We start from the raw sequence: 22,982 nt of genomic DNA, 5'->3' as shown, positions 1-22,982 counted from the left end.
AAGACATGAGCGACGAGTGGGTCGTGACCATGCCCAAGCTGGGCGAGACGGTCACCGAGGGCGAGATCACCAACTGGTTCAAGGCGGCCGGGGACGAGGTCGCGTTCGACGACCCGCTGTTCGAGGTCTCCACGGACAAGGTCGACTCCGAGATCCCCAGCCCCTACGACGGCGTGATCGTCGAGGTGCTGGTGGGCTCGGGGGAGACGGTGCCGGTGGGGACGCCGCTGGTGCGCATCGGGCCGGCAGGCTACGCGGTGTCGTCAGGTTCGGGGCAGGCCGGGCGCGCCGGGGTCGACGCCCCCGCCGCGGCGACCCCGGCGACCGCGGCGGCGGGCGGCCCCTCGCTGAGCAACCCGGCGTCGCCCTCGATGGGGGGCTCCGAGGGCATGGCCGGGGAGGATCCCGGCGTCGGCACGCCGACGGGCGAGGTCCACGACATCACGATGCCCAAGCTCGGCGAGACCGTCACCGAGGGCACGATCGGGAACTGGCTCAAGCAGGTCGGGGACCGCGTCGCCTTCGACGACCCGCTGTTCGAGGTCTCCACGGACAAGGTCGACTCCGAGATCCCGAGCCCGTACGACGGGGTGCTGCTGGAGGTCCTGGTTCCGCCCGGTGACACGGTCCCCGTGGGGACGGTGCTGGCCCGGATCGGCGAGCCCGGCGGGACGCCCGGCTCCGGCGGCAACGGCGCGGTCAGCGGGTCCGCTCCCGCCGCGGTCGGTGCGCCGACCGCTCCGGGCGGCCTCCCCAGCGGCGGCACGCCCGCCGCCGCACCGGCCGGCGGCGCGCCGCTGCGGGCCGACGGGAACGGTCGCCTGCTGTCCCCGCTGGTCAGACGGCTGGTGGCCGAGGCGGGCCTGGATCCCGCCGCGATCAGCGGGACGGGAGCGGGCGGCCGGATCCGGCGCGAGGACGTCGAACAGGCGGTGGCGGCGGGCGGAGTCCGAGCGGCCGCACCCGCGGCGTCGCCCGCCCCGGCGGCGGCCCCGGTCGCCGCGGCCGCAGCAGCCCCGGCCGCAGCAGCACCGGCCGCAGCAGCACCGGCCGCAGCCGCACCTGCCCCGGCGGCGCCGAAACCCGCTGCCGCCACCACGCCCGCCGCGCCCACCGACCCCCGCGACGAGATCGTCCAGCTCTCCCGGATGCGCCTCGCCGTCGCCGCGGGGATGAAGGCGTCCCAGACCGCCACCGCGTCCGTCTGGACGTCGGTCGAGGTGGACTTCGACAACGTCGAGCAGGTCCGCAGGAAGCACAAGGACCGGTTCAAGTCCGAGACGGGCTCGTCGCTGAGCTACCTGCCCTTCATCTCCCGGGCCGTCGTCGACGCGCTCCGCGCGTACCCCACCGTCAACTCTTCGATCGACATCGAGGCGAAGACGATGACCCTGCACCCGTACGTCAACCTCGGCATCGCGGTGGACCTGGACCAGCAGGGCCTCGTCGTCCCGGTGCTCAAGGACGCCGACGGGCTGAACATGCGGGGGATCGCCAAGGGCATCACCTCGATGGCCGCGGCGGCCCGGAGCAAGAAGCTGGGTATGGCGGACATGACCGGGTCGACGTTCACGATCACCAACCCCGGCCCGTTCGCGAGCTGGGCGTCCGCCCCGATCATCAACCAGCCCAACACCGGCATCCTCTGCACGGACGGTGTCAAGCGGCGTCCGGTGGCGGTCGGGGACATGATCGCCATCCACCCGACCGGGATCATCGGGCTGGTCTACGACCACCGGGCGTTCGACGGTTCGACGGCCTCGCTGTTCCTCATGCACATCCGGGACTCGCTGGAGCAGCGCGACTGGGAGGCGGAGGTCGGCTGAGGTGCCCGCAACCGGTGCCGAGCCCGTCACCGTGACGGTCGCGCGCAGGGTCGCCCCCGGCCGCGAGGCGGACTTCGAGGAGTGGAGCGCGGGGCTGACCGCCACCGCGTCCACCTTCCCCGGCTACCTCGGCGCCGGGATGCTGCGGCCCGGGCACGTCGGCGAGCCCTGGCACGTCGTCTTCCGGTTCGACAGCGCCGCGCACCTCGCCGGATGGGAGTCCTCGCCGGAACGCCGCTCGGTGCTCGACGCGGGGAGGAGCTCGTGCACTCCACGGACGTCCACCGGATCAGCGGTCTCGAGACGTGGTTCGCCCTGCCCGGGCGGACCGCTCCGGCGCCGCCCCGCTGGAAGATGTTCGTCGTCTCCGCGGCGGGCATCTACCTGCTGAACGTGCTGCTCGCGCTGGCCTACGGCGGGTCGGTGGCGCACTGGGCACTGCCGGTGCGGATCGCCGCCGTGTCGGTCCCGGTGACGGCGCTGATGACCTGGCTGGTCATGCCGCGCGCGGCCCGGCTGCTGCAGAGCTGGCTCTACGCCCCCGATCGCAGGATCTGACCCTGTACCGACGAAGGGAACACTTATGCCCCACTTCCTGGTCTCCGGCATCGCCGAGCTCGTGTCGGACGTGGCCGCCGCGCTACGGGAGAACGGCGCGACCGTCGTGGAGGTCGACGACCTCGCGGACGTCTCGAAGGCCTGCGACGAGGCCGGGCCGGGCGCGTTCGACGGCTACGTCCAGCTGCCCGCGAGCTTCGAGGTCCAGGGCGGCAGCGTCGTGCAGCGCGTCCACCACTTCTTCGCCGACGGCGTGCTGGCCCGCTTCCCGGCGGTGTCCGCCGCGCTGCCGTGCCTGACCCCGGACGCGCGCCTCACGTTCGTCCTGGGGCTGCTGCCGCCCGAGGTCTCGACCGACGACGACGTCGCGGCCCGCGCGGCGCTCGTCCGGATCCTGGGCCACGCCTCGCGGGCCGACGGACCCGAGGGGCTGCGGGTGAGCGTGCTCGAGTCGGGTACGTCCGCAGAGGAGATCGCGCAGACGGCGTCGGGGCGGCGGCGGGCCAGCGGCCACCGGGCCGACGGGTACGCCGGTGACTCCTACGCCGACTGGCGCGTGGAGATCCTGGGCCTGATGTCCGTGGAGGGATGACATGGCAGACGACGAGCAACGGGACAGGACCGGCCCGGAGAACCCGGTCACCGCGTTCGCCCAGCAGCTGCGGGACGCGGCCGACCGGATGATGACGGGCTGGCCGGGGATGCCAGGGCTGCCGGGGATGCCGAAGCCGCCGGCGGCCGCTGTGCCCGGCGCGGCGTCGGCGATGCCGCTGCCCCCCGCGACCGCCTCGGCCCACCAGTTGCAGAGCGTCCTCGCGGACCTGGGTGCCCGCCGTGCCCAGGTGCAGGCGCTGTGCACCCAGCTCTCTGCGTTCGACGAGCAGCTCGCGGCGCTCGAGGCGAGCCTGCGGCCGCTGCACGACTGGGCGAAGACCTGGGCGGACGTCGAGGGTGCGGCCGCCAGCATGTGGCGCCCACCGGAGCGGCCCTGACCCGTCAGGGCGCGACGTGCAACCCCAGCAGCCCGGCCGCGTTGTCCCACAGGATCGCCCGCGTCGACGCCCGGTCCAGGCCGAGGCCGCGCACCGTGTCCAGGGGCGCCCGGTCCCCGAGCTCGAAGGGATGGTCCGTCCCGAGCAGCACGTGCCCCGCGCCGACGTCCTCCACGAGGCGCCGCAGCAGCGTGGGGTCGAACACCGCGGTGTCGTAGTAGAGCCGGTCGGTGAACTCGCTCGGCTTCACCCGGGTCGTGCGGGCGACGTCCTTGCGCTCCCAACCCATGTCCAGGCGCCCGCGCAGCGCCGGTAGGCAGCCGCCGCCGTGCGCGAGGCACAGGTTCAGCGGGAACCGTTCGAGGACCCGGCCGAAGACCAGGCGGGCCACCGAGAGCGCGGTCTCCATGGGGTACCCGACGAGCTGCGGGAGCCAGAAGTCGGCCTGCCGGTGCGGGTCCGGGACGCCGCTGGGGTGCAGGAACACGAAGGTGCGGCGCTCGGACAGCAGCGCCCAGAGGTCGTCGTTGACGGGGTCGTCGAGGTCCCGGCCGCCGCCGCGGCTGCCGATCGCGATGCCGGCGAGGCCGAGGTCGTCCAGCGCCCGGCGGGCCTCGCCGGCGGCCTCCGGCCAGCCCAGCGGGACCGAGCCCAGGCCCAGCAGCCGGTCCGGGGCGTCCGCGACGTACGCGGCGAGCTCGTCGTTGCCCTGCGCCACGATGTCGGCGGCGAAGCGCCGCTCGTCCGCCGTGGAGCAGAAGAGGAAGGGCGGCAACGACACCGCGTGCCGTTCCACCCCGACCGCGTCCATCTCCGAGAGCCGGACGTCGACGTCGTACTGGGACCGGGCCAGCGGCAGCGGTGCCCGCGGCCCGACCCCGCTCACCCGCGGATCCAGCCGCACGACGCCGTCCGACACCCCGGTCAGGTCCGCCAGGCCGCGCACGGCGAGGCGCTCGAGCAGCGGCAGCGGCATGGCGTGCGCGTGGACGTCGATCGCACCGGCCGCCGGGGCCGTGACCGCCGCGGCCGGTGCCTGCTGTGAACCGTTGAGCCCCATCCGTGATCCCCCTCGTCCCCGAAGTCGGGCCGACCCACTGTCGCCGCCGGGCCGCGGGGCCACCACGTCCTCTCACTGGTCGGAAGACGGGCACGGAGCGGTGTGGGGAGCCGGGCGCGCGTGCGAATCTGCGGTCGGAGCCATCAGGAGGAGAGCGATGAGTCTCTATCAGCTGCATCGATGCGTGTACGACTGGGTCCGCGCCGGTGAGGTGAACAGCGGCACCGACGTCGACGGCCGGCTGAACTTCGACGACACCGCCTACGAGCTCAGCGTCGACGAGCGCAAGGCGTTCGTGGACCGCGACGTCGCCGGGCTCTACCAGCTCGGCCTGCACGAGGTCCTGCTCAACCGGTTCTGCCGCGCCGCCGGCTTCGCGCGCGACGACTACCGCAAGATCCTCGAGCCGTTCGGGGAGACGGAGGAGAGGAGGGGCCGGTGGCAGAGATAGTCCTGGCGTACTGCGCCTCGCACGCGCCGATGATGTCCTCGGCGAGGATGGCGGCGCCGGAGGCGCAGCGGAAGAACTTCTTCGGGGCCCTGGAGTACCTGAGGGACCAGGCGCTCGAGCGCGGCGTGCAGGCGTGCGTCGTCCTCTCCAACGAGCACTTCACGAACTTCTTCCTGGAGAACTTCCCGCAGATCTGCATCGGGGTGGGGAGAAGAACTGGGGCCCGACGGAGGAGTGGCTGCCGATCGACAAGGTGTGGATCCCCGGCCACGAGGGCCTGGCGAACCACATCGCGCGCTACACCCTCGACCACGGCTTCGATCCCGCGTTCTCCCACCAGCTCGAGCTCGACCACGGGATCATGACCGTCTACTACGAGCTGGACAACGAGATGAAGCTGCCGCTCGTGCCGATCGTGCAGAACTGCGCGGTCCCGCCGCTCATGCCGGTGCGCCGCGCCTACGAGTTCGGCAAGCAGCTCGGGGACGCGATCCGCTCCTACACCGGGCTGCAGCGCGTCGCGGTGATCGGGGCCGGCGGCCTGTCGCACTTCATCGGCAACCCCCGGGTCGGCGACATCGTCGAGGACCACGACCGGTGGTTCCTCGAACGGCTGGAGCGCGGCGAGGTCGAGCAGATCCTCGACATGCCGGACAGCGAGATCGAGCTGGCGGGCAACGGGAACCACGAGATGCGCAGCTGGCTCGCGGTCGCGGGGGCGGTGGCGCCGCTGACGTCGACGACGCTCGCCTACGAGCCCGTCCACCCGTGGATCACGGGCATGGGCGTCGCACACTGGGAGACCATCGGAACCCAGGCAGCAACCACGCAGAACGAGGAGGAGCCGGCATGACCAGCACATCGGACGTCAGTGACCAGGTCGAGGCGGCCACCCAGCGGGTCCGCGAGCTCAGCGAGCGGGTCGTCGAGCAGGCGAAGTCCAACGGGCTGGCCTGGTTGGAGGGCTACGAGCGCGTCCTGAAGAACATGCTGGACCTCGAGGAGCAGGCGGCGAAGGGCACCGGCGCGGACTGGGCGGAAACGCTGGCCAGCACGCACGCCAACTTCGTCCGTGAGACCTCCGAAGTCGTGTTCGGGGTCATGCGCGACCAGATGAAGAAGTGAGTCGCCCGTGATCAGCGGAACCACGACCCTGATCGCCCACATCGGCTATCCCACGTTCGCGTTCAAAGCGCCGCTCATCTACAACCCGTGGTTCGAGAAGAACGACATCGACGCCGTGGTGGTGCCGATGGGGGTGAAGGCGGAGGACTACCGCGAGACGCTGCCCCGGCTGTTCGCCCTGACGAACATCCGCGGCGCGCTGGTGACGATGCCGCACAAGGTGGTCACCTGCGAGCTGGTCGACGAGCTGAGCCCGGTCGCGGTGGTGGCCGGGGCGGCGAACGCGGTCCTGCGCCGGGAGGACGGCACGCTGCTCGGCGACCAGTTCGACGGCGCCGGTTTCGTCCGCGGCGTGGAACGCAAGGGGTTCGCCCTCGCCGGGAAGCGGGTGCTCGTCGTGGGGAACGGCGGGGTGGGGTCGCCGATCGCCGCGTCGCTCGCGGGGGCCGGCGTCGGCGAGATCGGCCTGTTCGACCCGAACACCTCCGCGTCGGAGGCGCTCGCCGGCCGGCTCGCCGACCAGTACCCGGGCATCACCGTCACCGTCGGCTCGAAGGACCCGGACGGCTACGACCTCGTCGTCAACGCCACGCCGCTCGGGATGAACGACGGCGACCCGCTGCCGTGCGACGTCGACCGGATCGCCCCGACGACCTTCGTCGGGGAGGTCGTGATGAAGCAGACGATCACGCCGTTCCTCGCGGCCGCACAGGCCAAGGGCTGCCCCATCCAGGTCGGCTCGGACATGCTGTTCGAGATGATCCCGGCCTACCTCGAGTTCTTCGGGTTCGGCACGGCGACGCCCGAGGAGCTCCGCGCGGTCTCGCAGATCAAGGCCTGAGCGGTGCACGCCGTGAGCGCCCCCGACGTCACCGAGGTGGCGCCGGGGGTGCACCGGCTCGCCCTGCCGCTCGGCATCCACGGCGTCCCGACGGTCGGGGCGTACCTGCTGCGCGGGTCCGCCGGCGCCGGTGACGTGCTGGTGGACTGCGGGATCGCGGCCGCCACGACCCCCGACGGGGACCCGGGCCCGGACGGCACGGCCGCGATCGAGGCGGCGCTCGCCGCCTGCGGCCGGGGGTTGGAGGACATCGCGCTGCTCGTCGTCACCCACGCCCACATCGACCACTTCGGCCTGGCCGGCGAGGTCGTGCGGCGCAGCGGCGGCGAGCTCTGGATGCACCGCGACACCCGGCTGGACCTCGACAAGTACTCCGACCCCGACGAGGCGGTGGACCAGCGGATGCTGATGCTCGCCGACCACGGCCTCTACGGCCCCGAGCTCGCCGAGAGCTCCGAGGGGCTGCGGGACTGGATGCCCGTCATGCCGTCGATCGGCCGGCCCGACCGGATGCTCACCGGTGGGGAACGGATCACCGCGGGGGACCGGAGCTGGGAGGTCGTGCACACGCCCGGCCACTCCGACGGGCACGTCTGCCTCTGGTCCGCGGCCGATCGCGTGCTGTGCTCCGGGGACCACCTGCTGCAGGTCGTGTCCCCGCCGGTGACGTTCGAGCGCGGCTTCGCCCGGGACCCCATGGGCGCCTACCTGGACTCGCTGGAGCGGGTCGAGGCGCTGGCGCCGGACCTCGTCCTGCCCGGGCACGGCCCGCCCTTCCGCGACGGGGCCCGCCGCGCGGCGTCCATCGCCGGGAACAAGCGGCGCCGGCTGGCGCAGGTCCGGGAACTCGTCGAGGAGCGGGCGCGCACGGTCACCGACATCACCGGGACGGTGTTCCGGCAGGCTCTCTCCGGCGCCCAGCGACACTTCGCGATGGCCGAGATCCTGGCCTACCTCGCCCACCACGAGACCCGAGGCGTCCTGGAGCGCGTCCGCCGCCCGGACGGGGTCTTCGTCTGGCGCCCCGCCGACCACGAGGAGACCGGTCCATGACCACCAGCGAGCAGCAACGGCACCGGGTAGTCGTGGTCGGCGGCGGGTTCGGCGGGCTGAACGCGGTCCGCTCCCTGGCCCACGCCGACGTCGACGTGACCGTCGTGGACCGGGCCAACCACCATCTCTTCCAGCCGCTGCTCTACCAGGTGGCGGCCGGCATCCTGCCGCCCGGACTGATCGCTCCGGCGCTGCGCAGCGTGATCAAGAAGCAACGGAACGCGCGGGCGTTGCTGGCCGAGGTCACCGACCTCGATCTGGAGAACAGGGTCGTCCGCGCGGAGGGCCCCGACAACCACTCCGTCGAGCTGCCGTACGACACCCTCGTCGTGGCCGGCGGCGCCACGCACTCCTACTTCGGCCGGAACGAGTTCGCCCGGTACGCGCCCGGTATGAAGACCATCGAGGACGCCCGCTACCTGCGGGACCGGATCCTCGTCGCCTTCGAGACGGCCGAGCTGTGCACCGACCCGGAGGAACGGGCCGAGTGGCTCACGTTCGTGGTGATCGGGGCCGGGCCCACCGGCGTCGAGCTCGTGGGGCAGGTGGCCGAACTGGCGCACAAGGTCCTGCCGCAGGACTACCGGTCCGTGGACACCCGCGAGGCCCGGATCCTGCTGCTGGAGGGCGCCGGGACCGTCCTCGGGCCCTTCGACGAGAAGCTCCGGCGCTACACCCACGAGCGGCTGGAGAAGATGGGTGTCGAGATCAAGCTGAACACCCTCGCGACGGACATGGACGACTCGTCGGTGACGGTGAAGGGACCCGACGGGGCGGACACCATCCGGACCCGGACCCGCATCTGGGCCGCGGGCGTGCAGGCGTCACCGCTGGCGGCGCAGCTCGCCGCCCACGCGGGGCTGGAGACGGACCGGGCCGGCCGGATCCCGGTGAACCCGGACTGCACGCTGCCCGGGCATCCGGAGGTGTTCGCCGTCGGGGACATGGTGTCGCTGAACAAGCTCCCGGGCGTCGCCCAGCCGGCGATGCAGGAGGGCAAGTACGTCGGCAAGGTGATCAAGGCCCGGCTGGCCGGCGACGAGCGCGTCGAGCCCTTCGAGTACTTCGACAAGGGAAGCATGGCGACGATCGGCCACCGCTCGGCGGTCGCGGACGCGTTCGGCATGAAGTTCACCGGGGTGATCGGCTACACGATGTGGGGCTTCATCCACGTCCTCTACCTGATCGGCTGGGGCAACCGCCTCGGTACGCTCTACACCTGGGCCCGCGCGCTCACGTTCTCGAACAACCGCGGCCACCGCATCATCACGTTCCGGCAGGCCGCCGAACCGCCGCCGGACGAGGACTGCCGTCCAGCGGAAACCGCCGCCCGGCCCGTTGACCTGCGCCAACCGCAGGCGATGCACTTCCCCCACAGCCCGCAGCACGATCCCGGGCTCCGCCGTCAGGAGGGCACGTGAGCGACCAGATCATCGAGCCGCCCGGCTCGGGAGAGCCGACAGCGCACGCCAAGACGCCGAAGAAGGCCGCGGCGAGCGGCTGGATCGGCAGCGCGCTGGAGTACTACGACTTCTTCATCTACGCCCAGGCAGCCGCACTGGTCTTCCCCCTCATCTTCTTCCCGTCGAACAACCCGCAGGTCGCCATCGTGGCGTCGTTCGCGACGTTCGGCGTCGGCTACGTCGCGCGCCCCATCGGCGCCTTCGTGCTGGGGCACTGGGGGGACACGCACGGTCGCAAGAACGTGCTGGTGCTGTGCATGCTGCTGATGGGCGCCTCGACGTTCCTCGTCGCGCTGCTGCCCACCTACGCGGTGGCCGGGGTGTGGGCGCCGATCCTGCTCGTGGCGCTGCGGCTGATCCAGGGTTTCGCGGTCGGCGGGGAGATCTCCGGGGCGAGCGCGATGATCCTCGAGCACGCGCCGTTCGGACGGCGCGGCTACTTCGGCAGCTTCACGCTGCAGGGCGTGCAGGCCGGCCAGATCATCGCTGCCGCGGTGTTCCTCCCACTGTCCGCCGTCATGTCGACCGACGCGTTCACCACCTGGGGCTGGCGGATCCCGTTCCTGCTCAGCGCGCTGGTCGTCGTGGCGGGCTACGTCATCCGGCGCCGGGTCGACGAGACCCCGGCGTTCCAGGAGGAGGCCGAGCACGGGGAGATCCCGGCGGCCCCGATCGTCCAGGCCGTGAAGGAGAACGGCATCGACATGGTGCGCGTGGCCTGCATGGCCCTGATGAACGCCATCCCGACGGCGGTGACCGTCTTCGGCGCCACCTTCGCGACCAACGCGGGCTACGGCGTCGGGCTGACGTCCACGAACTACCTCTGGATCTCGGTGGCCGGCAACGTGGTCGCCGTGCTCCTGATCCCGTTCGTGGGCAACCTGTCGGACAAGATCGGGCGCCGGCCGGTCTTCATCGTCGGCTGCCTCGGGTCGGGTGCGCTCGGCTACGCCTACCTGTACTACGTCGCCCAGGCGAACTTCGCCATGGCGTTCCTGTTCGCGATCCTGATGTGGGGCATCGTCTACCAGGGCTACAACGCCGTGTTCCCGGCGTTCTACCAGGAGCTCTTCCCGACCAAGACCCGGGTGACCGCGTTCGCCGTGTCGCAGAACATCGGCACGCTGATCACCGCGTTCCTGCCGACGATCTACGCCGCCCTCGTCGGACCCACGCCGAGCGCGTGCGTCGTGGACAAGAAGTTCGCCCCGGACGTCGTCCTGCCCTCCGGCGAGACCTGCCGGGCGGCGGCCGACGCGATCGAGACCGACGTCGTCTGGACCGTCGGGAGCATCACGTTCGGGCTGGCGATCATCGCGGCGATCGCGTGCTTCACCGCCCGGGAGACCTTCCGGGTGCACCTCAACGACCTCGGCAACAAGAACGCGGTCCCGGTGCCCGCCGACGAGTACACCCGGTTGCGGGCCTCGGTCTGACCTGCTCGGCGAGACCGCCCGAACGACCCGCGAAGGGAACCCGATGGCGTCCGTCCTGGTGCTCAACGGCCCCAACCTCAACCTGCTCGGCACGCGCAAGCCCGAGGTGTACGGCCGCACCACCCTGGCCGACGTCGAGGAGATGTGCCGGGAGGAGGGCGGCAAGCTCGGCCTCGAGGTCGAGTTCCGCCAGTCCAACCACGAGGGGCAGCTGGTCGACTGGGTGCACGAGTTCGGGGCCGAGGTGAAGGCGGGGCGGTCGATCGGCGCCGTCTTCAACCCCGGCGCCTTCACCCACACCTCGGCGGCGCTGCACGACGCGATCGAGGGCGCCAGCCTGCCGGTGATCGAGCTGCACATCTCCAACGTGCACGCCCGCGAGGAGTGGCGGCACCACTCCTTCATCTCCCCGGTCGCCCGCGGCATCGTCGTCGGGTTCGGCGTCCTCGGCTACGTCCTGGCCCTGCAGGGCCTGGCGCAGCTGGCCCAGGAGGGCTGAGCCGTGCAGGTCATGCTCCAACGGGTCATGAGCGGGGGGACCCTCGTGCTGGGTCTTCTCCTCGCGCTCTGGTTCGACGCGTCCGGCTCCGCCGGGGCCCAGCCGCTCGGCTGGCTCCTCGCGGGGCTGGGGGCGCTCGGCCTGGTGGCGTCCTTCCTGCTGCCCGCGCCGACGGGCAGCAGGAGGGACCACCGTTGACGGTCCGGATCGCCGTCGCGGGGGCCGGGCTGATCGGCCGGCGACACATCGAGGAGGTCGACGCGAGCAGGTCCGCCGAGCTGGCGTCGATCGTCGATCCCGGGCCCGCGGGGCCCGAGCTGGCGAGCAAGTACGACGTCGCGCTGTACGGCTCGCTCACGGAGATGTTCGCCGCGGACCGGCCGGACGGGGTCATCCTCGCGACGCCGAACCGGCTACACGTCGACGGCGGGCTGGAATGTGTCGCGGCGGGCGTGCCGGTGATCGTCGAGAAACCGGTCGGGGACTCCGTCGAGGGGGCCACCCGGCTCGTCGAGGCCGGGGTGGCGGCGGGGGTGCCCGTGCTGACCGGCCACCATCGGCAGCACAGCCCGATCATGCGGAAGGCGCGCGAGATCGTCGCGAGCGGGGTGCTCGGCCGGATCGTCGCCGTCACCGGGACCGCGATGTTCTACAAACCGGACGACTACTTCGACGTCGGCGGCGGATGGCGCCGCGAGCCCGGCGGCGGGCCGATCCTGCTCAACCTCATCCACGAGGTGAACAACCTGCAGTCCCTCGTCGGGGACGTCGTCCGCGTGCAGGCGGTGACGTCGAACGCGACCCGCGGGTTCCCGGTCGAGGACACGGCCGCGATGATCTTCACCTTCGCCGGCGGCGCGCTGGGCACCTTCCTGCTGTCGGACACCGCAGGCTCGGCCCGGAGCTGGGAACAGACGTCGCAGGAGAACACGGACTACCCGACCTACCCAGACGAGGACGCCTACCACATCGCCGGGACGGACGGCTCGCTGTCGATCCCGACGATGCGGTTGCGGACGTTCCCGGGGAAGCGCAGCTGGTACGAGCCGTACGAGGACTCCGTCGTCGAGGTGGAGCGCAGCGACCCGCTGGCGAACCAGGTCGCGCACTTCGCCGCGGTCATCCGGGGCGAGGCCGAGCCGATCGTCAGCGGCCGGGACGGCCTCACGACGCTGCGAGTGGTGGACGCGGTCCTGCAGGCGGCGCAGACCGGCCGGCCGACCGACGTGTAGCTGTCTCTCCCTAGGCGTGGCCGCCGAGCCCCATCGTGCGCGGGCGCAGGCGCCAGGACAGCCAGAGGACGGCGGAGTCGGCGATCTCGGCGGCACGCAGGGCCCCGAGCGCGGCGACTGTCGCAGGGGAGCCCGGTGCCGTCGCTTCGATCTCGCGGGTCATGCGCTCGCGGTCGACGGCGATCTCGACGCCGGCCCGTCCACCAGGGACGGGAGCCGGGTCAGGAGCCCGGGCGGACCCGGGGAGCGGGGCGGCGGGTGTTCCGCGGCCGGTGGGCGCGCATGAACGCGTACCAGGTCGTCGCGGGCGCGCTGACCCGGGCGTCCGGGAACTCCGCACGCGCCGCCGCGGTGACCGCCCGGCCGAGCAGCAGGGCGTCGACGGCGATCACCGCGAGGGCCGCGAGGCCGCCCAGCCACAGCTGGTGCTGCAGGTCGGACGCCGGGCCGAACGTCGTGATGAGGACCAGGCCGAACACGGGTGCGAAGAGCCCGACCAGCCGGCGCCGGGCGTCGACGAGGTCCCGGACGAGGGCGCGGACGGGGCCCCGGTCCCGCGGCTGCAGGTCCGCGTCGACCGGCCCGGCGGCCGTCGCGGCGGCCGCCGCGGTGTTCGCCGGGCCCGGCGACCGCGGGCGTTCGGGCGGGACCGGCCGCGCGGTGCGAACGGGCTTCCGGGTCCGGGACGTCCGCCGCCGGCCCGTCATCGGGTCGTCCCCGGGGAGGAGCGCCGCTGCCGGCCGGCTCGGGAGGTCCGCCGCCGCCCGCTCATCGCGGGCTCCCCGCCGAACGGAGGCGCTGCCGTCTGTGGGCCGCCATCCGGACCGGCGAGTTGGCCTCGCCGTAGCCGGCGTACCCGCCGATCCGCTGGACGACCTCGAAGAACACCCGCCCGCCCAGCACGGCGGTGTAGAAGTGCAGGAACTCGCCGTGGGCGTCGCGGTCGAACAGCACGCCCGTCTTGCGGAGGTCCGCGAGCAGGTCCGGCGGCGGGGCGAGCCGGGCGTCGAGGTCGTCGTAGTAGTTGTCGGGGACGTCCACGAGCGCTGCTCCCGCGGCCCGCACGGCCCTGGCCGCGGCCAGGACGTCCGTCGAGGCGAACGCGACGTGCTGGGGATCGCTCACCCGCGGGCCCCACTCCTCGCCCCGGCGCAGGACGGACACGCTCAGCCCGATCCGCACCGTCTGCGCCGGATCCGCGACCGTCCGGTTCCGGACCAGGCCGAACGGCGCCGCGATCTCGGAGCTGTGCTGGGTCTGCAGGCCGAGCACCGAGCGGTAGAAGAGCGCGGCCTCGTCGAAGTGGTCGTAGGGCTGGGTCAGGGCGACGTGGTCGACGTGGGTGATCGTCCCCTCCGGATCCCCCTCGCCGGTGGGCGCGAAGTCGGAGAGCCAGCTCGACGGTTCGCTCCCGCTGTGGCAGAAGAAGATCGCCGTCCCGTCCGCGGCCTCGACGGCCGGGAGGTCCGCCTCGCCCGCGCCGTGCACCCGGGGGAGCAGGGGCGCGAACAGCGCCTCGGCCCGGGCGGCGTACCCGGCGGGGTCCGCGGTCTCGACGCCGATCGCGGCCACGGCCGCGCCCGGGTCCGCGGACGTGTTCAGCAGGATCCGCGCCGCCCCGTGCCGCCACAGCTGCACGGGCTTGCTCCGGTGCTGCGCGACGTGCCCGAGGCCCAGCGCGGCGAGCGTGTCCGCGACCGCGGGAGCGGCGTCCGCGTCGACCGCGATCTCGGTGAAGGCGTTCCCGGACAGCACGGGGATCGGGGGCAGCACCGGGTCCGCGAGCACGGCGGTCGGGGCGTGGGCACGGGTGGCCTCCTGCAGGGCGAGCAGGGACCGGTGCGCGTCGACGGCGGCGCGCAGCGGATCGGCCTGCCGGAAGACGTCGTTGAACACCTCCAGCGACAGCGGCCCCCGGTAGCCGGCGGCGAGCACGTGGGTGAGGAAGTCCGGCAGGTCGAAGGCGCCCTGGCCGGGGAAGAGCCGGTGGTGGCGGCTCCACTGCAGGACGTCCATGGACAGGTAGGGGGCGTCGGCGAGCTGCAGGAAGAACAGCTTGTCGGCGGGGACGTCCCGGATCCCCGCGGGGTCGGACCCGCGGGAGAGGATGTGGAAGCTGTCGAGGCACAGGCCGAGCGCGGGATGGTCCGCCTTCCGGACGATGTCCCACGAGCGCTCGAAGGTGTTGACGAACCGGCCCCAGGCCAGCGCCTCGTAGGACACGCGCATCCCGCGCGCGGCGGCCCGTTCGGCGAGCGTCCGGAGCTGTTCGGCGGCCAGGTCGTCGTCGTCGACGGCGTCGGGGGAGACCGACGAGCAGACCAGCACGAGGTCCGTGCCCAGCTGCTCCATGACGTCGAACTTGCGCTCGGCCCGCCGCAGGTTGGTCGCCAGGACCTCGGGCGGGACGGCGTCGAAGTCCCGGAACGGCTGGTAGAGCTCGATCGCGAGGCCGAGGTCGGCGCAGCGGGAGCGCACCTCGGCGGGAGACCAGGGCGAGGCGACCAGGTCCGGCTCGAAGATCTCGACGCCGTCGAACCCGGCCTTCGCGGCCGCGGCGAGCTTGTCCTCCAGGGTGCCGGACAGGCACACGGTGGCGACGGCGGTGCGGAGCCCGGCGCGCGCCACGTCGCCCGGGCGTGCCCCCTCGGGCCCCGCGAGTGCGGACTCAGCGGACACGGACCACCCCCAAGCTCGGCTGCGTGCGACCAGCCTCGCGCGGCCGCCGCGCTCGGGCACGGGGTTCCCGCCCAGCGGAGGGACTCACCACCAGCCCTTGCGCCGCGCCCAGACCAGCAGCGCGACCGACATGACCGCCATCCCGGTCAGCAGCACGGCCAGGATGCCGGCGTGCGTCTCCACGGAGACGATCACGTTCATCCCCATCACCGACGAGATCGCGGTGACGGGCAGGGTCACCGCCGCGATGACCGCCAGCCGCTCGGCCGCGATCGTCATCTTGGTGTTCGTGCGGGTCTGGTAGAACTCGATCACTCCCTGCAGGTACTCCCGCTGGCTGTCCGCCATCGCGGCGATCCGGCGGAACTGGTCCTCGACGTCGACGAGCAGCCCGTTCCCGTCGCCGAAGACCTGCAGCGTCGCCATCCGGCCGTAGACCTCCCGGCTGAGCGCGGCCATCGTGCGGACCGCGAGCAGCCCGTGCCGCACCTGGAACAGCTCCTCCAGGAACTGCTCGGGATCGCCCATGTGCCCGCCGGTGACCGTGCGTTCGAGGCGCCAGACCTCCTCGGTGAGCGCGGTCAGGTAGTCCCGCAGCCGGTTGGTCAGCGCCGTGACGATCGCGAAGGACAGCTCCGCGGGCGAGCCCGGCCGCAGCCGTCCGGACTCCAGCCTGCGCAGGACGGCGTCGGTCTCGACGAGGGCGGACGCCGGGGGCACCTCCGGGTTCGTCGGGCCGTGCACCGTCACGACGTAGCCGGGGCCGACGAACTGGTCGAGCTCCACGTAGTGCACGTGGCCGCGGGCGCCGCGCTCGGGCGCGTGCAGGACGACGAAGACGTGGTCGGCGTAGCGGTGGACCTTGGGCACCGGGTTGCGGCTCGCGCAGTCCCGCACCGCCCGGGGGTGCAGGCCGAGCTGCTCCGCCAGTACCCGTTCCGCGTCGTCGTCCCAGGCCGGCACGTCGAGCCAGACGAGGTCGGGGCCGCACAGCAGCCGGGGCAGGTCGTCGACCGGGTGCGCCCGCACGCCGTCCGCCGACACCACCCGCAGCTCCACGCGCCCACGCTCCCGTACCGCGAGGCGCCGGACGTCGGGTTCCAGCCAGCGGGATGGTCCGGGACGCGCGGCGTGGACGCGACACCATGGGCGGATGGCACAGGAACAGGAGCCTGCGCGGGGCGCCGACCAGCGGAACCCGTGGCAGATCGCCGAGCGCGCCGCGAGCGTGCTCGGGCCCGAGTCCGCACTCGTCGAGGACATGGACGCCGCCGGATTCGGCCAGGCGCTGGGAGCCGCGGTGGGGGCCGGTCTGCGGAGCCCGGCGGCGCCGGCGCGGGCGGCGCTGCGGCTGGCCACGGACCTGACCCGGATCCCGATGGTCGCGGCGACGCGCTGGTTCGGCCGCGACACCGAGGCGCCGGTCGAGGTGAACCCGAAGGACCGGCGGTTCGCCGACCCCGCCTGGACGACCAACCCGGCCTTCTTCGCCCTGCGCCAGGCCTACCTGGCGGGATGCCGGTTCTCCCGCGACGTCGTCGGGTCCGCGGAGCTGGAGCCGGACACCGCCCGCAAGGCGATGATGGCGCTGGACCTGGTGCTCGACGCCCTCGCCCCGACGAACCTGGCCGCCGCGAACCCGGCGGTGCTCAAACGGGCCTTCGACACCGCGGGGACCAGCCTCGTCGCGGGCGCCCGGAACTTCCTGGACGACGTGCGGCACAACGGCGGCCGGCCCCGCCAGGTCGACACCAGCGGCTTCGAGGTGGGCGGCAATCTCGCCGTGACGCCCGCGAAGGTCGTCTACCGCAACGACCTGATGGAGCTGCTGCAGTACGAGCCGCAGACCGAGCAGGTGCACGCCACCCCGCTGCTGTGCAGCCCGCCGTGGATCAACAAGTACTACGTCATGGACCTCGCCCCCGACCGCAGCTTCATCGAGTGGGCGGTGCAGCACGGCCGGACCGTGTTCGCGATCAGCTACAAGAACCCGACGAAGGACATGTCGGGCACCACGATGGACGACTACCTGGTGCACGGCCCGAAGACCGCCCTGGACGTCATCACGGAGATCACCGGCACCGAGAAGATCGACATCGTGGGGCTCTGCCTCGGCGGCGCGATGACGGCGATCACCGCCGCCTACCTGACCCAGGCCGGGGACGACCGGATCGGCGCGCTCACGCTGCTCAACACGATGCTGGACTACTCCGAGCCGGGTGCGCTCGGCGCGTTCACCGACGCCCGGACGGTCGACAAGCTCGAGCGGAAGATGAAGCGGGAGGGCACCCTCGAGGGCCGGACGATGGCCGGGACGTTCGACATCCTGCGGGCGAACGACCTGATCTTCAACTACGTGGTCTCGAACTGGCTCATGGGCCAGTCCCCGCCCGCCTTCGACATCCTGGCCTGGAACGCCGACAGCACCCGCATGCCGGCCGCCATGCACGCGTTCTACCTGCGGAACTTCTACGTGCAGAACAAGCTCGCCGCGGGGACGCTGGAGATCGGCGGCACCGTCGTCGACCTGGGGGTGGTCAAGTCCCCGACGTACGTGGTGAGTGCGGTCAACGACCACATCGTGCCCTGGCAGTCCGCCTACAAGACCGTGGGACTCGTCAGCGGGCCGGTGCGCTTCGTCCTCGGCAGCGGCGGGCACATCGCCGGGATCGTCAGCCCGCCCGGCCCCAAGGCCTGGCACATGGTCGCCGAGGACACGCCCGCGTCGGCCGCCGAATGGCACGCCAAGGCCGTCCGGCGGAGCGGGTCGTGGTGGGAGGACTGGGCCGTCTGGTCCGCGGAGCACTCGGGGCCGCAGGTCCGGCCGCCCGCCGTGGGGAGCGCGGCGCACCCGGTGCTCGGCCCCGGTCCGGGCGACTACGTCAGGACCTGATCGCTCCGGACGGGGTCGCCGTCCCGGGCGGTGCGCGCGTCGCCGGCGAGCTCGCGGGACAGGCTGCGCGAGGCGATCGCGAGCGCCGCCATCACCGGCTGGAGCTCCCGGCCGAGGTCCCGGACGGTCAGCTCGATCGCGGCGACGACGTCCCCGCCGGGCCCGAACACGGGCATCGCCACGGCGGAGGTCGTGGGCTCCAGCTCGAACCGGGTCACCGCGACCCGGGTGAGCCGGGTGACCCCGAGCGCCCGGCGCAGCCGCTCGGGGGAGGTGACGGTGTGCGGGGTGTAGGGGCGGAGCCCGCGCATGATGGTCAGCTCGACGGTGCTCGCCGGGGAGAAGGCCAGCAGCGCGCGGCCGAGCGCGGTCGGGTGGGCGGGCAGGGTCGCCGCCGCGGAGAAGCCCGTGACGGGCCGGTGGCCCGGCTGCTTCTCGATGTAGGCCACCTCGAGCTCGCTCAGCACCCCGAGCCGGGCCCGGCTCTTCGTGGCGGCCGAGAGGTCCTCCAGCACGCAGGGGGCGCGTTCGGCGATGCTCGGCGGGCACGCGTCGCCCGTCCCGATCATCCGTAGCGGCAGGCCCGCGCGGTAGAGCCCGTCGTCGGTCCGCTCTAGGAGGCGCCACGACGCCAACTCGGAGGTGAGCCGGTGGGCGGTCGAGATCGGCAGCCCGGCGAGGCGGGCGATCTCGGTCAACGAGTGCTCGCTCCCCTCGGTGAACGTCATGAGGATCGAGGTGATCTTGCTGGTCACGGATCTACCCGACTCGGTGGAGTTGCCGGCCACTACGTCCTCCTCGGTCATCCGCACGGGCCCCGACGTCGGCGGCCGTACCGTACGAATACGTGAGCTGACTCACAGCTCAGCGAACACGACCGTATGGCCGAAGAACCAGAGCGTCATTACGGGGACACGATCCGCAACACGAATGGACGAGTCGACCACTGGGGTTTAGGCCGGGAAAACTGGGGTCCGTCACCGGGGCGCAGCCCGACCCGGGCGGTGGAGGCTCGGGTGCGTGGAGCTCGACTGGTTGGAGACGTTCCTGGCGGTCGTGGACCGTGGGGGGTTCACGGCTGCGTCGGAGCAGGTCCACCGGTCGCAGTCGCGGGTCAGCGCGCACATCGCTGCGCTGGAACGGGACCTGGGCGTGCAGCTCATCGACCGTACCCGGCGACCGGCGACGCTGACCGCCGCCGGCGAGGTCTTCGTGCGGTACGCCCGGGACCTGGTCGCCCGGGTGGGGTCCGCGCGGACGGCAGTCGGTGCGCTGCGCTGGATGGACGCCGAGGCGCTCCGCGTCCTCACGACGCCGTGCATCGGGTCGGCGGTCTTCCCGGCGGTGCTGGGCGAGCTGGTCCAGCGCTTCCCGGGGGTGCGGCTCGCGCTGACCCAGCGCTCGGGGCCGCCCGACGAGAACGTGCCGCTGCCCGACGGGTACGTGCTCGCGGTGCTCCCCAAGGTGGACGGTCCGCTGCCCCCCGGGGTGCACGAACGGATGCTCTGGCGGGAGCGCATGCGGATCGTCGTCCGCCCCGACCACGAGCTGGCTCGGCACGACGGTGGGGTCCGTGCCGAGGAGCTCGTCCGGTATCCGCTGGTCGTGTGCGGCGCGGCGTCCGAGGCGGTCCCGGAGGCGGTCGCGATGCTGGCGGAGCGGGGCCTCGCCGCCCAGCCGCGCGCGGCCGTCGACACCCCGCTCACCGTGCTCGCGCTGGTCCGCGCCGGGGCCGGGGTCGGGATGCTGAACGGCGTCGCGCTGGAGACCGCCGACACCGACGGCCTCGTCGTACTGGACACCGACGACCCCGGGATGGCCCGGGAGGTCGCCGCGTACTGGCACGACGGCGTGGTCACCGGCGGCGCGGCCATGGAGCTGCACCGCATCGTCCTCGACGCCGAGGCCCCGCCCGGGTCCGAACCGCTGTCTGCGCCGGAGGCGCCGGATCCCAGGGCCGACGGCGCTCACAACGGACGGATCGCGCCCCCACGGCGGTAGGGTTCCCCTTCCCGGGGCGCCGCGGCCCCGCAGCGGTCGGGGAGGTGCCGGTGGTCCCCTTCGTCGGGCGTCGCGCCGAGCTCGCCGCGCTGTGCGCGCGGCTCGCCGAGGTCGGGAACCGCATCCCGCACGTCGTACAGATCGAGGGACCCGCCGGGATCGGCAAGACGGCCCTGATCGAGACCTTCCTCGCCGATCCGGGTACGGGCCCGCACCCGGTCGTGCTCCGGTCCAGCGGCGAGGAGACCGAGACGCTGCTGCCCTACGGCGTGATCGAGCAGCTCGCGCGCTCCGCGGGGCGCGCCGGCAGGGACCTGCGGGACGCGGTCAGGCCCACCCTCGGCGACGGCGAGCCGGGGCCGCTGGAGGACGCGATCTCGGTGGGCACCCGGCTGCTCGCGCTGCTGGACCGGCTCGAGCCCGGGCGCCCGGTCGTCCTGGTCGTCGACGACGCGCAGTGGGCCGACGCGCCGTCGCTGCAGGCCCTCATCTTCGCCCTCCGCAGGCTCGTCGCGGACCCCGTGCTCGCCGTCGTCGCGGTCCGGGACGACGGGGCCGACCTGCTCCCGGCGAGCCTGCGCCGCCTCGTCACCGGCCACCGCGGCAGCGAGCTCCGCCTGCGCGGCCTCGGCGAGGACGACCTGCGCAGCCTCGCCGCCGGGCTCGGGATCGACCGCTTCCCGGTCAGCGCGGTCCGCCGGCTGCGGCACGGCACGCAGGGCAACCCGCTGCACGCGACGGCGGTGCTGGAGGAGTTCCCGCCGGGGGAGTGGGGCGCCGGGCAGCAGCCGCTGCCGTCCCCGCGCTCGTTCCGGCTGCTCGTGCGGGACCGGTACGCCGCCTGCGCGCCCGCGACGCGGCGGCTGCTGGACGCCGCTGCGGTCCTCGGCCTGCACTGCCCGCTCCCGCTGGCCGCGGCGCTCGCCGAGGTCCCGGAGCCGCTCGTCGCGGTCGACGACGCCGGCGTGCACGGACTGCTGTCCGCCTCCGGGGCCCGACAGCCGTGGATGCTGGCGTTTCCCCATCCCCTCGTGCGCTCGGCGATCTACGACGCGCTCGGGGCGGCCCCGCGCAGCGCGCTGCACCTGCGGGCGGCCGAGCTCGTCGCCGCGGCCGGCCCGTCGGACGGCGGGGGGGCCGGGGCCGAGGGCGAGCAGATCGATCCGGCGTCCGTGGTCCTGCGGCACCGGGTGAGCGCCGCCGTCGAGCCGGACGCGAGGCTCGCCGCGGACCTGGAGAGGTTCGCGGACCGGGAGGCCAGGCGGCAGTCGTGGCCGAGCGCCGTGGCCCACCTCGTCGAGGCGTCCCGGCTCAGCCCGGACCGGCGGGGGGACGGGCAGACCCGGTTGCTGCGGGCGGTGAACTGGTTGCTGCAGAACGGGGACGCGGCAGGGGCCGCGGCGTTCGCGGACGAGGTGGCCGGGTTCGAGCCGGGCCCGTTGCGGGACAGCGTGCTCGGCTCGCTGGCCATGGCCACCGGGGACCCGGCGACCGCGGAGTCGCTGCTCGCGAGCGCCTGGAAGGCGTGTTCGGAGGACACGGACCCGGAGACGGCGGCGACGATCGCCTTCCAGAACGCCGTGCACCGCTACGGGCGGCTCGACGGGCCCGGCTCGGCCCTCTGGTGCGAGCGGGCGCTCGCGCTGACCGGCCCGGACACGACGACGCGCTGGGCGGCCCAGACCTATCTCGCCCACGGGCTCGGCTACAGCGGGCGGGCCGCCGAGTCCTTCGCCGCGGTGGCGGGGGCCGAGGAGCGCCCGGGTGATCCGCCGTTCGCCTGGCTGGAGCCGCGCTCCGCCCGCGGGCTGCTCCGGCTGGTCGACGACGACCTGGACGGCGCCCGCGAGGACCTCGCGTCGGCCGCGGCGACGGCGTCGCGGCTGGGCGTGCTGAACACGGCGGCGTACGCGTTCGCCTTCCTCGCCCGGGCCGAGTACCTCGCCGGGGCCTGGGACGACGCGGTCCTGCACGCCGAACGCGCCGTCGCGATCAACGAGGAGTCCGACCTGGCGTTCACCCGCTCGATGGTGCTCGGGGTCGCCGCGCTCGTCCCGGCGGGACGCGGCGAGTGGGCTGCCGCCCAGGCGGCGATCGACGCCGCGGACGTGGGGGACTACGAGCGGTCCGTCGTCGCGATCGCGATGTCCCGGGCCCGGCTGGCCGAGGCCCGCGGGGACCGGGCCGCGGTGCTGGCCGCGCTCGACCCGGTCCGCCGGTTCCCGGACCGGGCCGGCGCGAACGAGCCCGGCTTCTGGGCCTGGGTGGACCTCTACGCGGAGGCGCTGGCCGGGGTCGGCCGGCACGACGAGGCCGACGAGATGCTGCGCCCGCACGAGACGCGCGCGGCGGAGCGCGGGCGGCTGTCGTCGATCGCCCGGCTGGCCCGGGCCCGGGGCCGGGTCGAGGCCGCGGCCGGCCGCCCGGACCGGGCCGCCGCGGCGTTCGCGCAGGCCCTCGACGCCGTGGACCGGGTGCCGTTCCCGTTCGACCGGGCCCGCACCCGGCTCGCCGCGGGCGCCTTCCACCGGCGGGCCGGGCGCCGGCGCAGGGCCGTGGACCTGCTCGTCGAGGCGCAGGAGGGGTTCGCCGCCCTCGGTGCCGAGCCCTACGTCGAGCGCTGCGACAAGGAGCTCGCCGCATCCGGGCTGGACCCGGCGGCCCGCCGCAACCGGGACCGGGCCGGGCTGACCTCCCAGGAGCTGGTGGTCGCCCGGCTGGCCGCGGCGGGCCGCAGCAACCGGGACCTCGCGGCCGAGCTGGTGGTGAGCGTCAAGACGGTCGAGTACCACCTCCGCAACGCCTTCCAGAAGCTGGGCGTCACGTCGCGACGCCAGCTCGCGGGACGCCTCGACGAGCTCGGCGACGGCTGA

Annotated in this window: 23 protein-coding genes and 1 pseudogene; 18 read left to right on the top strand and 6 right to left on the bottom strand. The window is 73.5% G+C overall.

What is annotated here, in order from left to right:
* Positions 1 to 5: 5 nt before the first annotated feature.
* The 5 genes and pseudogenes from WBK50_RS18905 (at position 6) to WBK50_RS18890 (ending at position 3,376) form a co-directional block, all read left to right on the top strand.
* On the top strand, positions 6 to 1,826 hold the full coding sequence (locus WBK50_RS18905; RefSeq protein ID WP_341336882.1) for a 2-oxo acid dehydrogenase subunit E2: 1,821 nt from the start codon (positions 6 to 8) through the stop codon (positions 1,824 to 1,826).
* Between the two features lies 1 nt (position 1,827).
* Positions 1,828 to 2,052, top strand: a pseudogene (locus WBK50_RS35195) (antibiotic biosynthesis monooxygenase); the annotation flags it as partial.
* 38 nt (positions 2,053 to 2,090) lie between these two features.
* Complete coding sequence (locus WBK50_RS18900; protein ID WP_341336881.1) at positions 2,091 to 2,384, top strand: hypothetical protein; 294 nt, start codon at positions 2,091 to 2,093, stop codon at positions 2,382 to 2,384.
* 25 nt (positions 2,385 to 2,409) lie between these two features.
* Positions 2,410 to 2,976 carry a hypothetical protein gene (locus WBK50_RS18895; protein ID WP_341336880.1) on the top strand — a complete coding sequence of 189 codons (567 nt, stop codon included), beginning with the start codon at positions 2,410 to 2,412 and terminating at the stop codon, positions 2,974 to 2,976.
* Between the two features lies 1 nt (position 2,977).
* Complete coding sequence (locus WBK50_RS18890; RefSeq protein WP_341336879.1) at positions 2,978 to 3,376, top strand: hypothetical protein; 399 nt, start codon at positions 2,978 to 2,980, stop codon at positions 3,374 to 3,376.
* 4 nt (positions 3,377 to 3,380) lie between these two features.
* On the opposite strand, the gene WBK50_RS18885 is transcribed toward WBK50_RS18890, so the two are convergent.
* A complete protein-coding gene (locus tag WBK50_RS18885) occupies positions 3,381 to 4,436 on the bottom strand; it encodes an amidohydrolase family protein (RefSeq protein ID WP_341336878.1) in 1,056 nt (351 codons plus the stop codon).
* A 157-nt stretch (positions 4,437 to 4,593) separates the two neighbouring features.
* Here WBK50_RS18885 and WBK50_RS18880 point away from each other — a divergent pair, with 157 nt between their 5' ends.
* The 10 genes from WBK50_RS18880 to WBK50_RS18835 all read left to right on the top strand — a co-directional run bounded on the left by WBK50_RS18880 (position 4,594) and on the right by WBK50_RS18835 (position 12,536).
* On the top strand, positions 4,594 to 4,887 hold the full coding sequence (locus WBK50_RS18880; RefSeq protein WP_341336877.1) for a hypothetical protein: 294 nt from the start codon (positions 4,594 to 4,596) through the stop codon (positions 4,885 to 4,887).
* Positions 4,888 to 5,020: 133 nt separating this feature from the next.
* Positions 5,021 to 5,740 (top strand): DODA-type extradiol aromatic ring-opening family dioxygenase, encoded by a 720-nt coding sequence (locus tag WBK50_RS18875; RefSeq protein WP_341336876.1) that lies wholly within the window; start codon positions 5,021 to 5,023, stop codon positions 5,738 to 5,740.
* Positions 5,737 to 6,012, top strand: a complete 276-nt coding sequence (locus WBK50_RS18870) for a hypothetical protein (protein ID WP_341336875.1) — start codon at positions 5,737 to 5,739, stop codon at positions 6,010 to 6,012. Before WBK50_RS18875 ends, WBK50_RS18870 begins: the two co-directional genes overlap by 4 nt.
* 7 nt (positions 6,013 to 6,019) lie before the next feature.
* Positions 6,020 to 6,853: a shikimate dehydrogenase family protein gene (locus tag WBK50_RS18865; RefSeq protein WP_341336874.1), complete on the top strand. Its 834-nt coding sequence runs from the start codon at positions 6,020 to 6,022 to the stop codon at positions 6,851 to 6,853.
* Between the two features lie 12 nt (positions 6,854 to 6,865).
* A complete protein-coding gene (locus WBK50_RS18860) occupies positions 6,866 to 7,906 on the top strand; it encodes an MBL fold metallo-hydrolase (protein WP_341336873.1) in 1,041 nt (346 codons plus the stop codon).
* Positions 7,903 to 9,327, top strand: coding sequence for an NAD(P)/FAD-dependent oxidoreductase (locus WBK50_RS18855; RefSeq protein WP_341336872.1), 1,425 nt, complete (start codon positions 7,903 to 7,905; stop codon positions 9,325 to 9,327). Before WBK50_RS18860 ends, WBK50_RS18855 begins: the two co-directional genes overlap by 4 nt.
* A complete protein-coding gene (locus WBK50_RS18850; protein WP_341336871.1) occupies positions 9,324 to 10,805 on the top strand; it encodes an MFS transporter in 1,482 nt (493 codons plus the stop codon). Before WBK50_RS18855 ends, WBK50_RS18850 begins: the two co-directional genes overlap by 4 nt.
* A gap of 43 nt (positions 10,806 to 10,848) precedes the next feature.
* Positions 10,849 to 11,304: a type II 3-dehydroquinate dehydratase gene (aroQ, locus tag WBK50_RS18845; protein WP_341336870.1), complete on the top strand. Its 456-nt coding sequence runs from the start codon at positions 10,849 to 10,851 to the stop codon at positions 11,302 to 11,304.
* A gap of 27 nt (positions 11,305 to 11,331) precedes the next feature.
* Complete coding sequence (locus WBK50_RS18840) at positions 11,332 to 11,502, top strand: hypothetical protein (protein ID WP_341336869.1); 171 nt, start codon at positions 11,332 to 11,334, stop codon at positions 11,500 to 11,502.
* Entirely contained in the window at positions 11,499 to 12,536 is a 1,038-nt protein-coding gene (locus WBK50_RS18835) for a Gfo/Idh/MocA family protein (protein WP_341336868.1), read from the top strand. Before WBK50_RS18840 ends, WBK50_RS18835 begins: the two co-directional genes overlap by 4 nt.
* Positions 12,537 to 12,546: 10 nt before the next feature.
* Here the strand turns inward: WBK50_RS18835 and WBK50_RS18830 are convergent, their stop codons facing one another.
* The 4 genes from WBK50_RS18830 to WBK50_RS18815 form a co-directional block, all read right to left on the bottom strand.
* The gene (locus tag WBK50_RS18830; protein ID WP_341336867.1) at positions 12,547 to 12,699 is read right to left on the bottom strand and encodes a hypothetical protein; all 153 of its coding nucleotides are present in this window, start codon (positions 12,697 to 12,699) and stop codon (positions 12,547 to 12,549) included.
* A gap of 58 nt (positions 12,700 to 12,757) precedes the next feature.
* On the bottom strand, positions 12,758 to 13,243 hold the full coding sequence (locus WBK50_RS18825; RefSeq protein ID WP_341336866.1) for a DUF3043 domain-containing protein: 486 nt from the start codon (positions 13,241 to 13,243) through the stop codon (positions 12,758 to 12,760).
* A gap of 61 nt (positions 13,244 to 13,304) precedes the next feature.
* The gene (locus WBK50_RS18820; protein ID WP_341339438.1) at positions 13,305 to 15,128 is read right to left on the bottom strand and encodes a sugar phosphate isomerase/epimerase and 4-hydroxyphenylpyruvate domain-containing protein; all 1,824 of its coding nucleotides are present in this window, start codon (positions 15,126 to 15,128) and stop codon (positions 13,305 to 13,307) included.
* A 171-nt stretch (positions 15,129 to 15,299) separates the two neighbouring features.
* A complete protein-coding gene (locus WBK50_RS18815) occupies positions 15,300 to 16,274 on the bottom strand; it encodes a magnesium transporter CorA family protein (protein WP_341336865.1) in 975 nt (324 codons plus the stop codon).
* Between the two features lie 94 nt (positions 16,275 to 16,368).
* Here WBK50_RS18815 and WBK50_RS18810 point away from each other — a divergent pair, with 94 nt between their 5' ends.
* Positions 16,369 to 18,108, top strand: a complete 1,740-nt coding sequence (locus WBK50_RS18810) for a PHA/PHB synthase family protein (protein WP_341336864.1) — start codon at positions 16,369 to 16,371, stop codon at positions 18,106 to 18,108.
* Here WBK50_RS18810 and WBK50_RS18805 read toward each other — a convergent pair.
* Positions 18,093 to 18,863, bottom strand: coding sequence for an IclR family transcriptional regulator (locus WBK50_RS18805; protein ID WP_341336863.1), 771 nt, complete (start codon positions 18,861 to 18,863; stop codon positions 18,093 to 18,095). The genes WBK50_RS18810 and WBK50_RS18805 overlap by 16 nt on opposite strands.
* A 265-nt stretch (positions 18,864 to 19,128) precedes the next feature.
* Here WBK50_RS18805 and WBK50_RS18800 point away from each other — a divergent pair, with 265 nt between their 5' ends.
* Both WBK50_RS18800 and WBK50_RS18795 read left to right on the top strand, forming a co-directional pair.
* Positions 19,129 to 20,109, top strand: a complete 981-nt coding sequence (locus tag WBK50_RS18800) for a LysR family transcriptional regulator (RefSeq protein WP_341336862.1) — start codon at positions 19,129 to 19,131, stop codon at positions 20,107 to 20,109.
* Between the two features lie 50 nt (positions 20,110 to 20,159).
* Entirely contained in the window at positions 20,160 to 22,982 is a 2,823-nt protein-coding gene (locus WBK50_RS18795; RefSeq protein ID WP_341336861.1) for an ATP-binding protein, read from the top strand.

The sequence above is a fragment of the Pseudonocardia sp. T1-2H genome (assembly GCF_038039215.1).
Lineage (GTDB): Bacteria > Actinomycetota > Actinomycetes > Mycobacteriales > Pseudonocardiaceae > Pseudonocardia.
The sequence above is the reverse complement of the archived record's forward strand: the minus strand, read 5'-3'. Positions and strand labels throughout refer to the sequence as shown.

Coding starts and splice junctions, on each gene's coding strand:
- WBK50_RS18905 (WP_341336882.1), top strand. CDS start 6: ATGAGCGACGAGTGGGTCGTGACCATGCCCAAGCTGGGCGAGACGGTC.
- WBK50_RS18895 (WP_341336880.1), top strand. CDS start 2,410: ATGCCCCACTTCCTGGTCTCCGGCATCGCCGAGCTCGTGTCGGACGTG.
- WBK50_RS18890 (WP_341336879.1), top strand. CDS start 2,978: ATGGCAGACGACGAGCAACGGGACAGGACCGGCCCGGAGAACCCGGTC.
- WBK50_RS18885 (WP_341336878.1), bottom strand. CDS start 4,436: ATGGGGCTCAACGGTTCACAGCAGGCACCGGCCGCGGCGGTCACGGCC.
- WBK50_RS18880 (WP_341336877.1), top strand. CDS start 4,594: ATGAGTCTCTATCAGCTGCATCGATGCGTGTACGACTGGGTCCGCGCC.
- WBK50_RS18870 (WP_341336875.1), top strand. CDS start 5,737: ATGACCAGCACATCGGACGTCAGTGACCAGGTCGAGGCGGCCACCCAG.
- WBK50_RS18855 (WP_341336872.1), top strand. CDS start 7,903: ATGACCACCAGCGAGCAGCAACGGCACCGGGTAGTCGTGGTCGGCGGC.
- aroQ (WP_341336870.1), top strand. CDS start 10,849: ATGGCGTCCGTCCTGGTGCTCAACGGCCCCAACCTCAACCTGCTCGGC.
- WBK50_RS18840 (WP_341336869.1), top strand. CDS start 11,332: ATGAGCGGGGGGACCCTCGTGCTGGGTCTTCTCCTCGCGCTCTGGTTC.
- WBK50_RS18830 (WP_341336867.1), bottom strand. CDS start 12,699: ATGACCCGCGAGATCGAAGCGACGGCACCGGGCTCCCCTGCGACAGTC.
- WBK50_RS18825 (WP_341336866.1), bottom strand. CDS start 13,243: ATGACGGGCCGGCGGCGGACGTCCCGGACCCGGAAGCCCGTTCGCACC.
- WBK50_RS18810 (WP_341336864.1), top strand. CDS start 16,369: ATGGCACAGGAACAGGAGCCTGCGCGGGGCGCCGACCAGCGGAACCCG.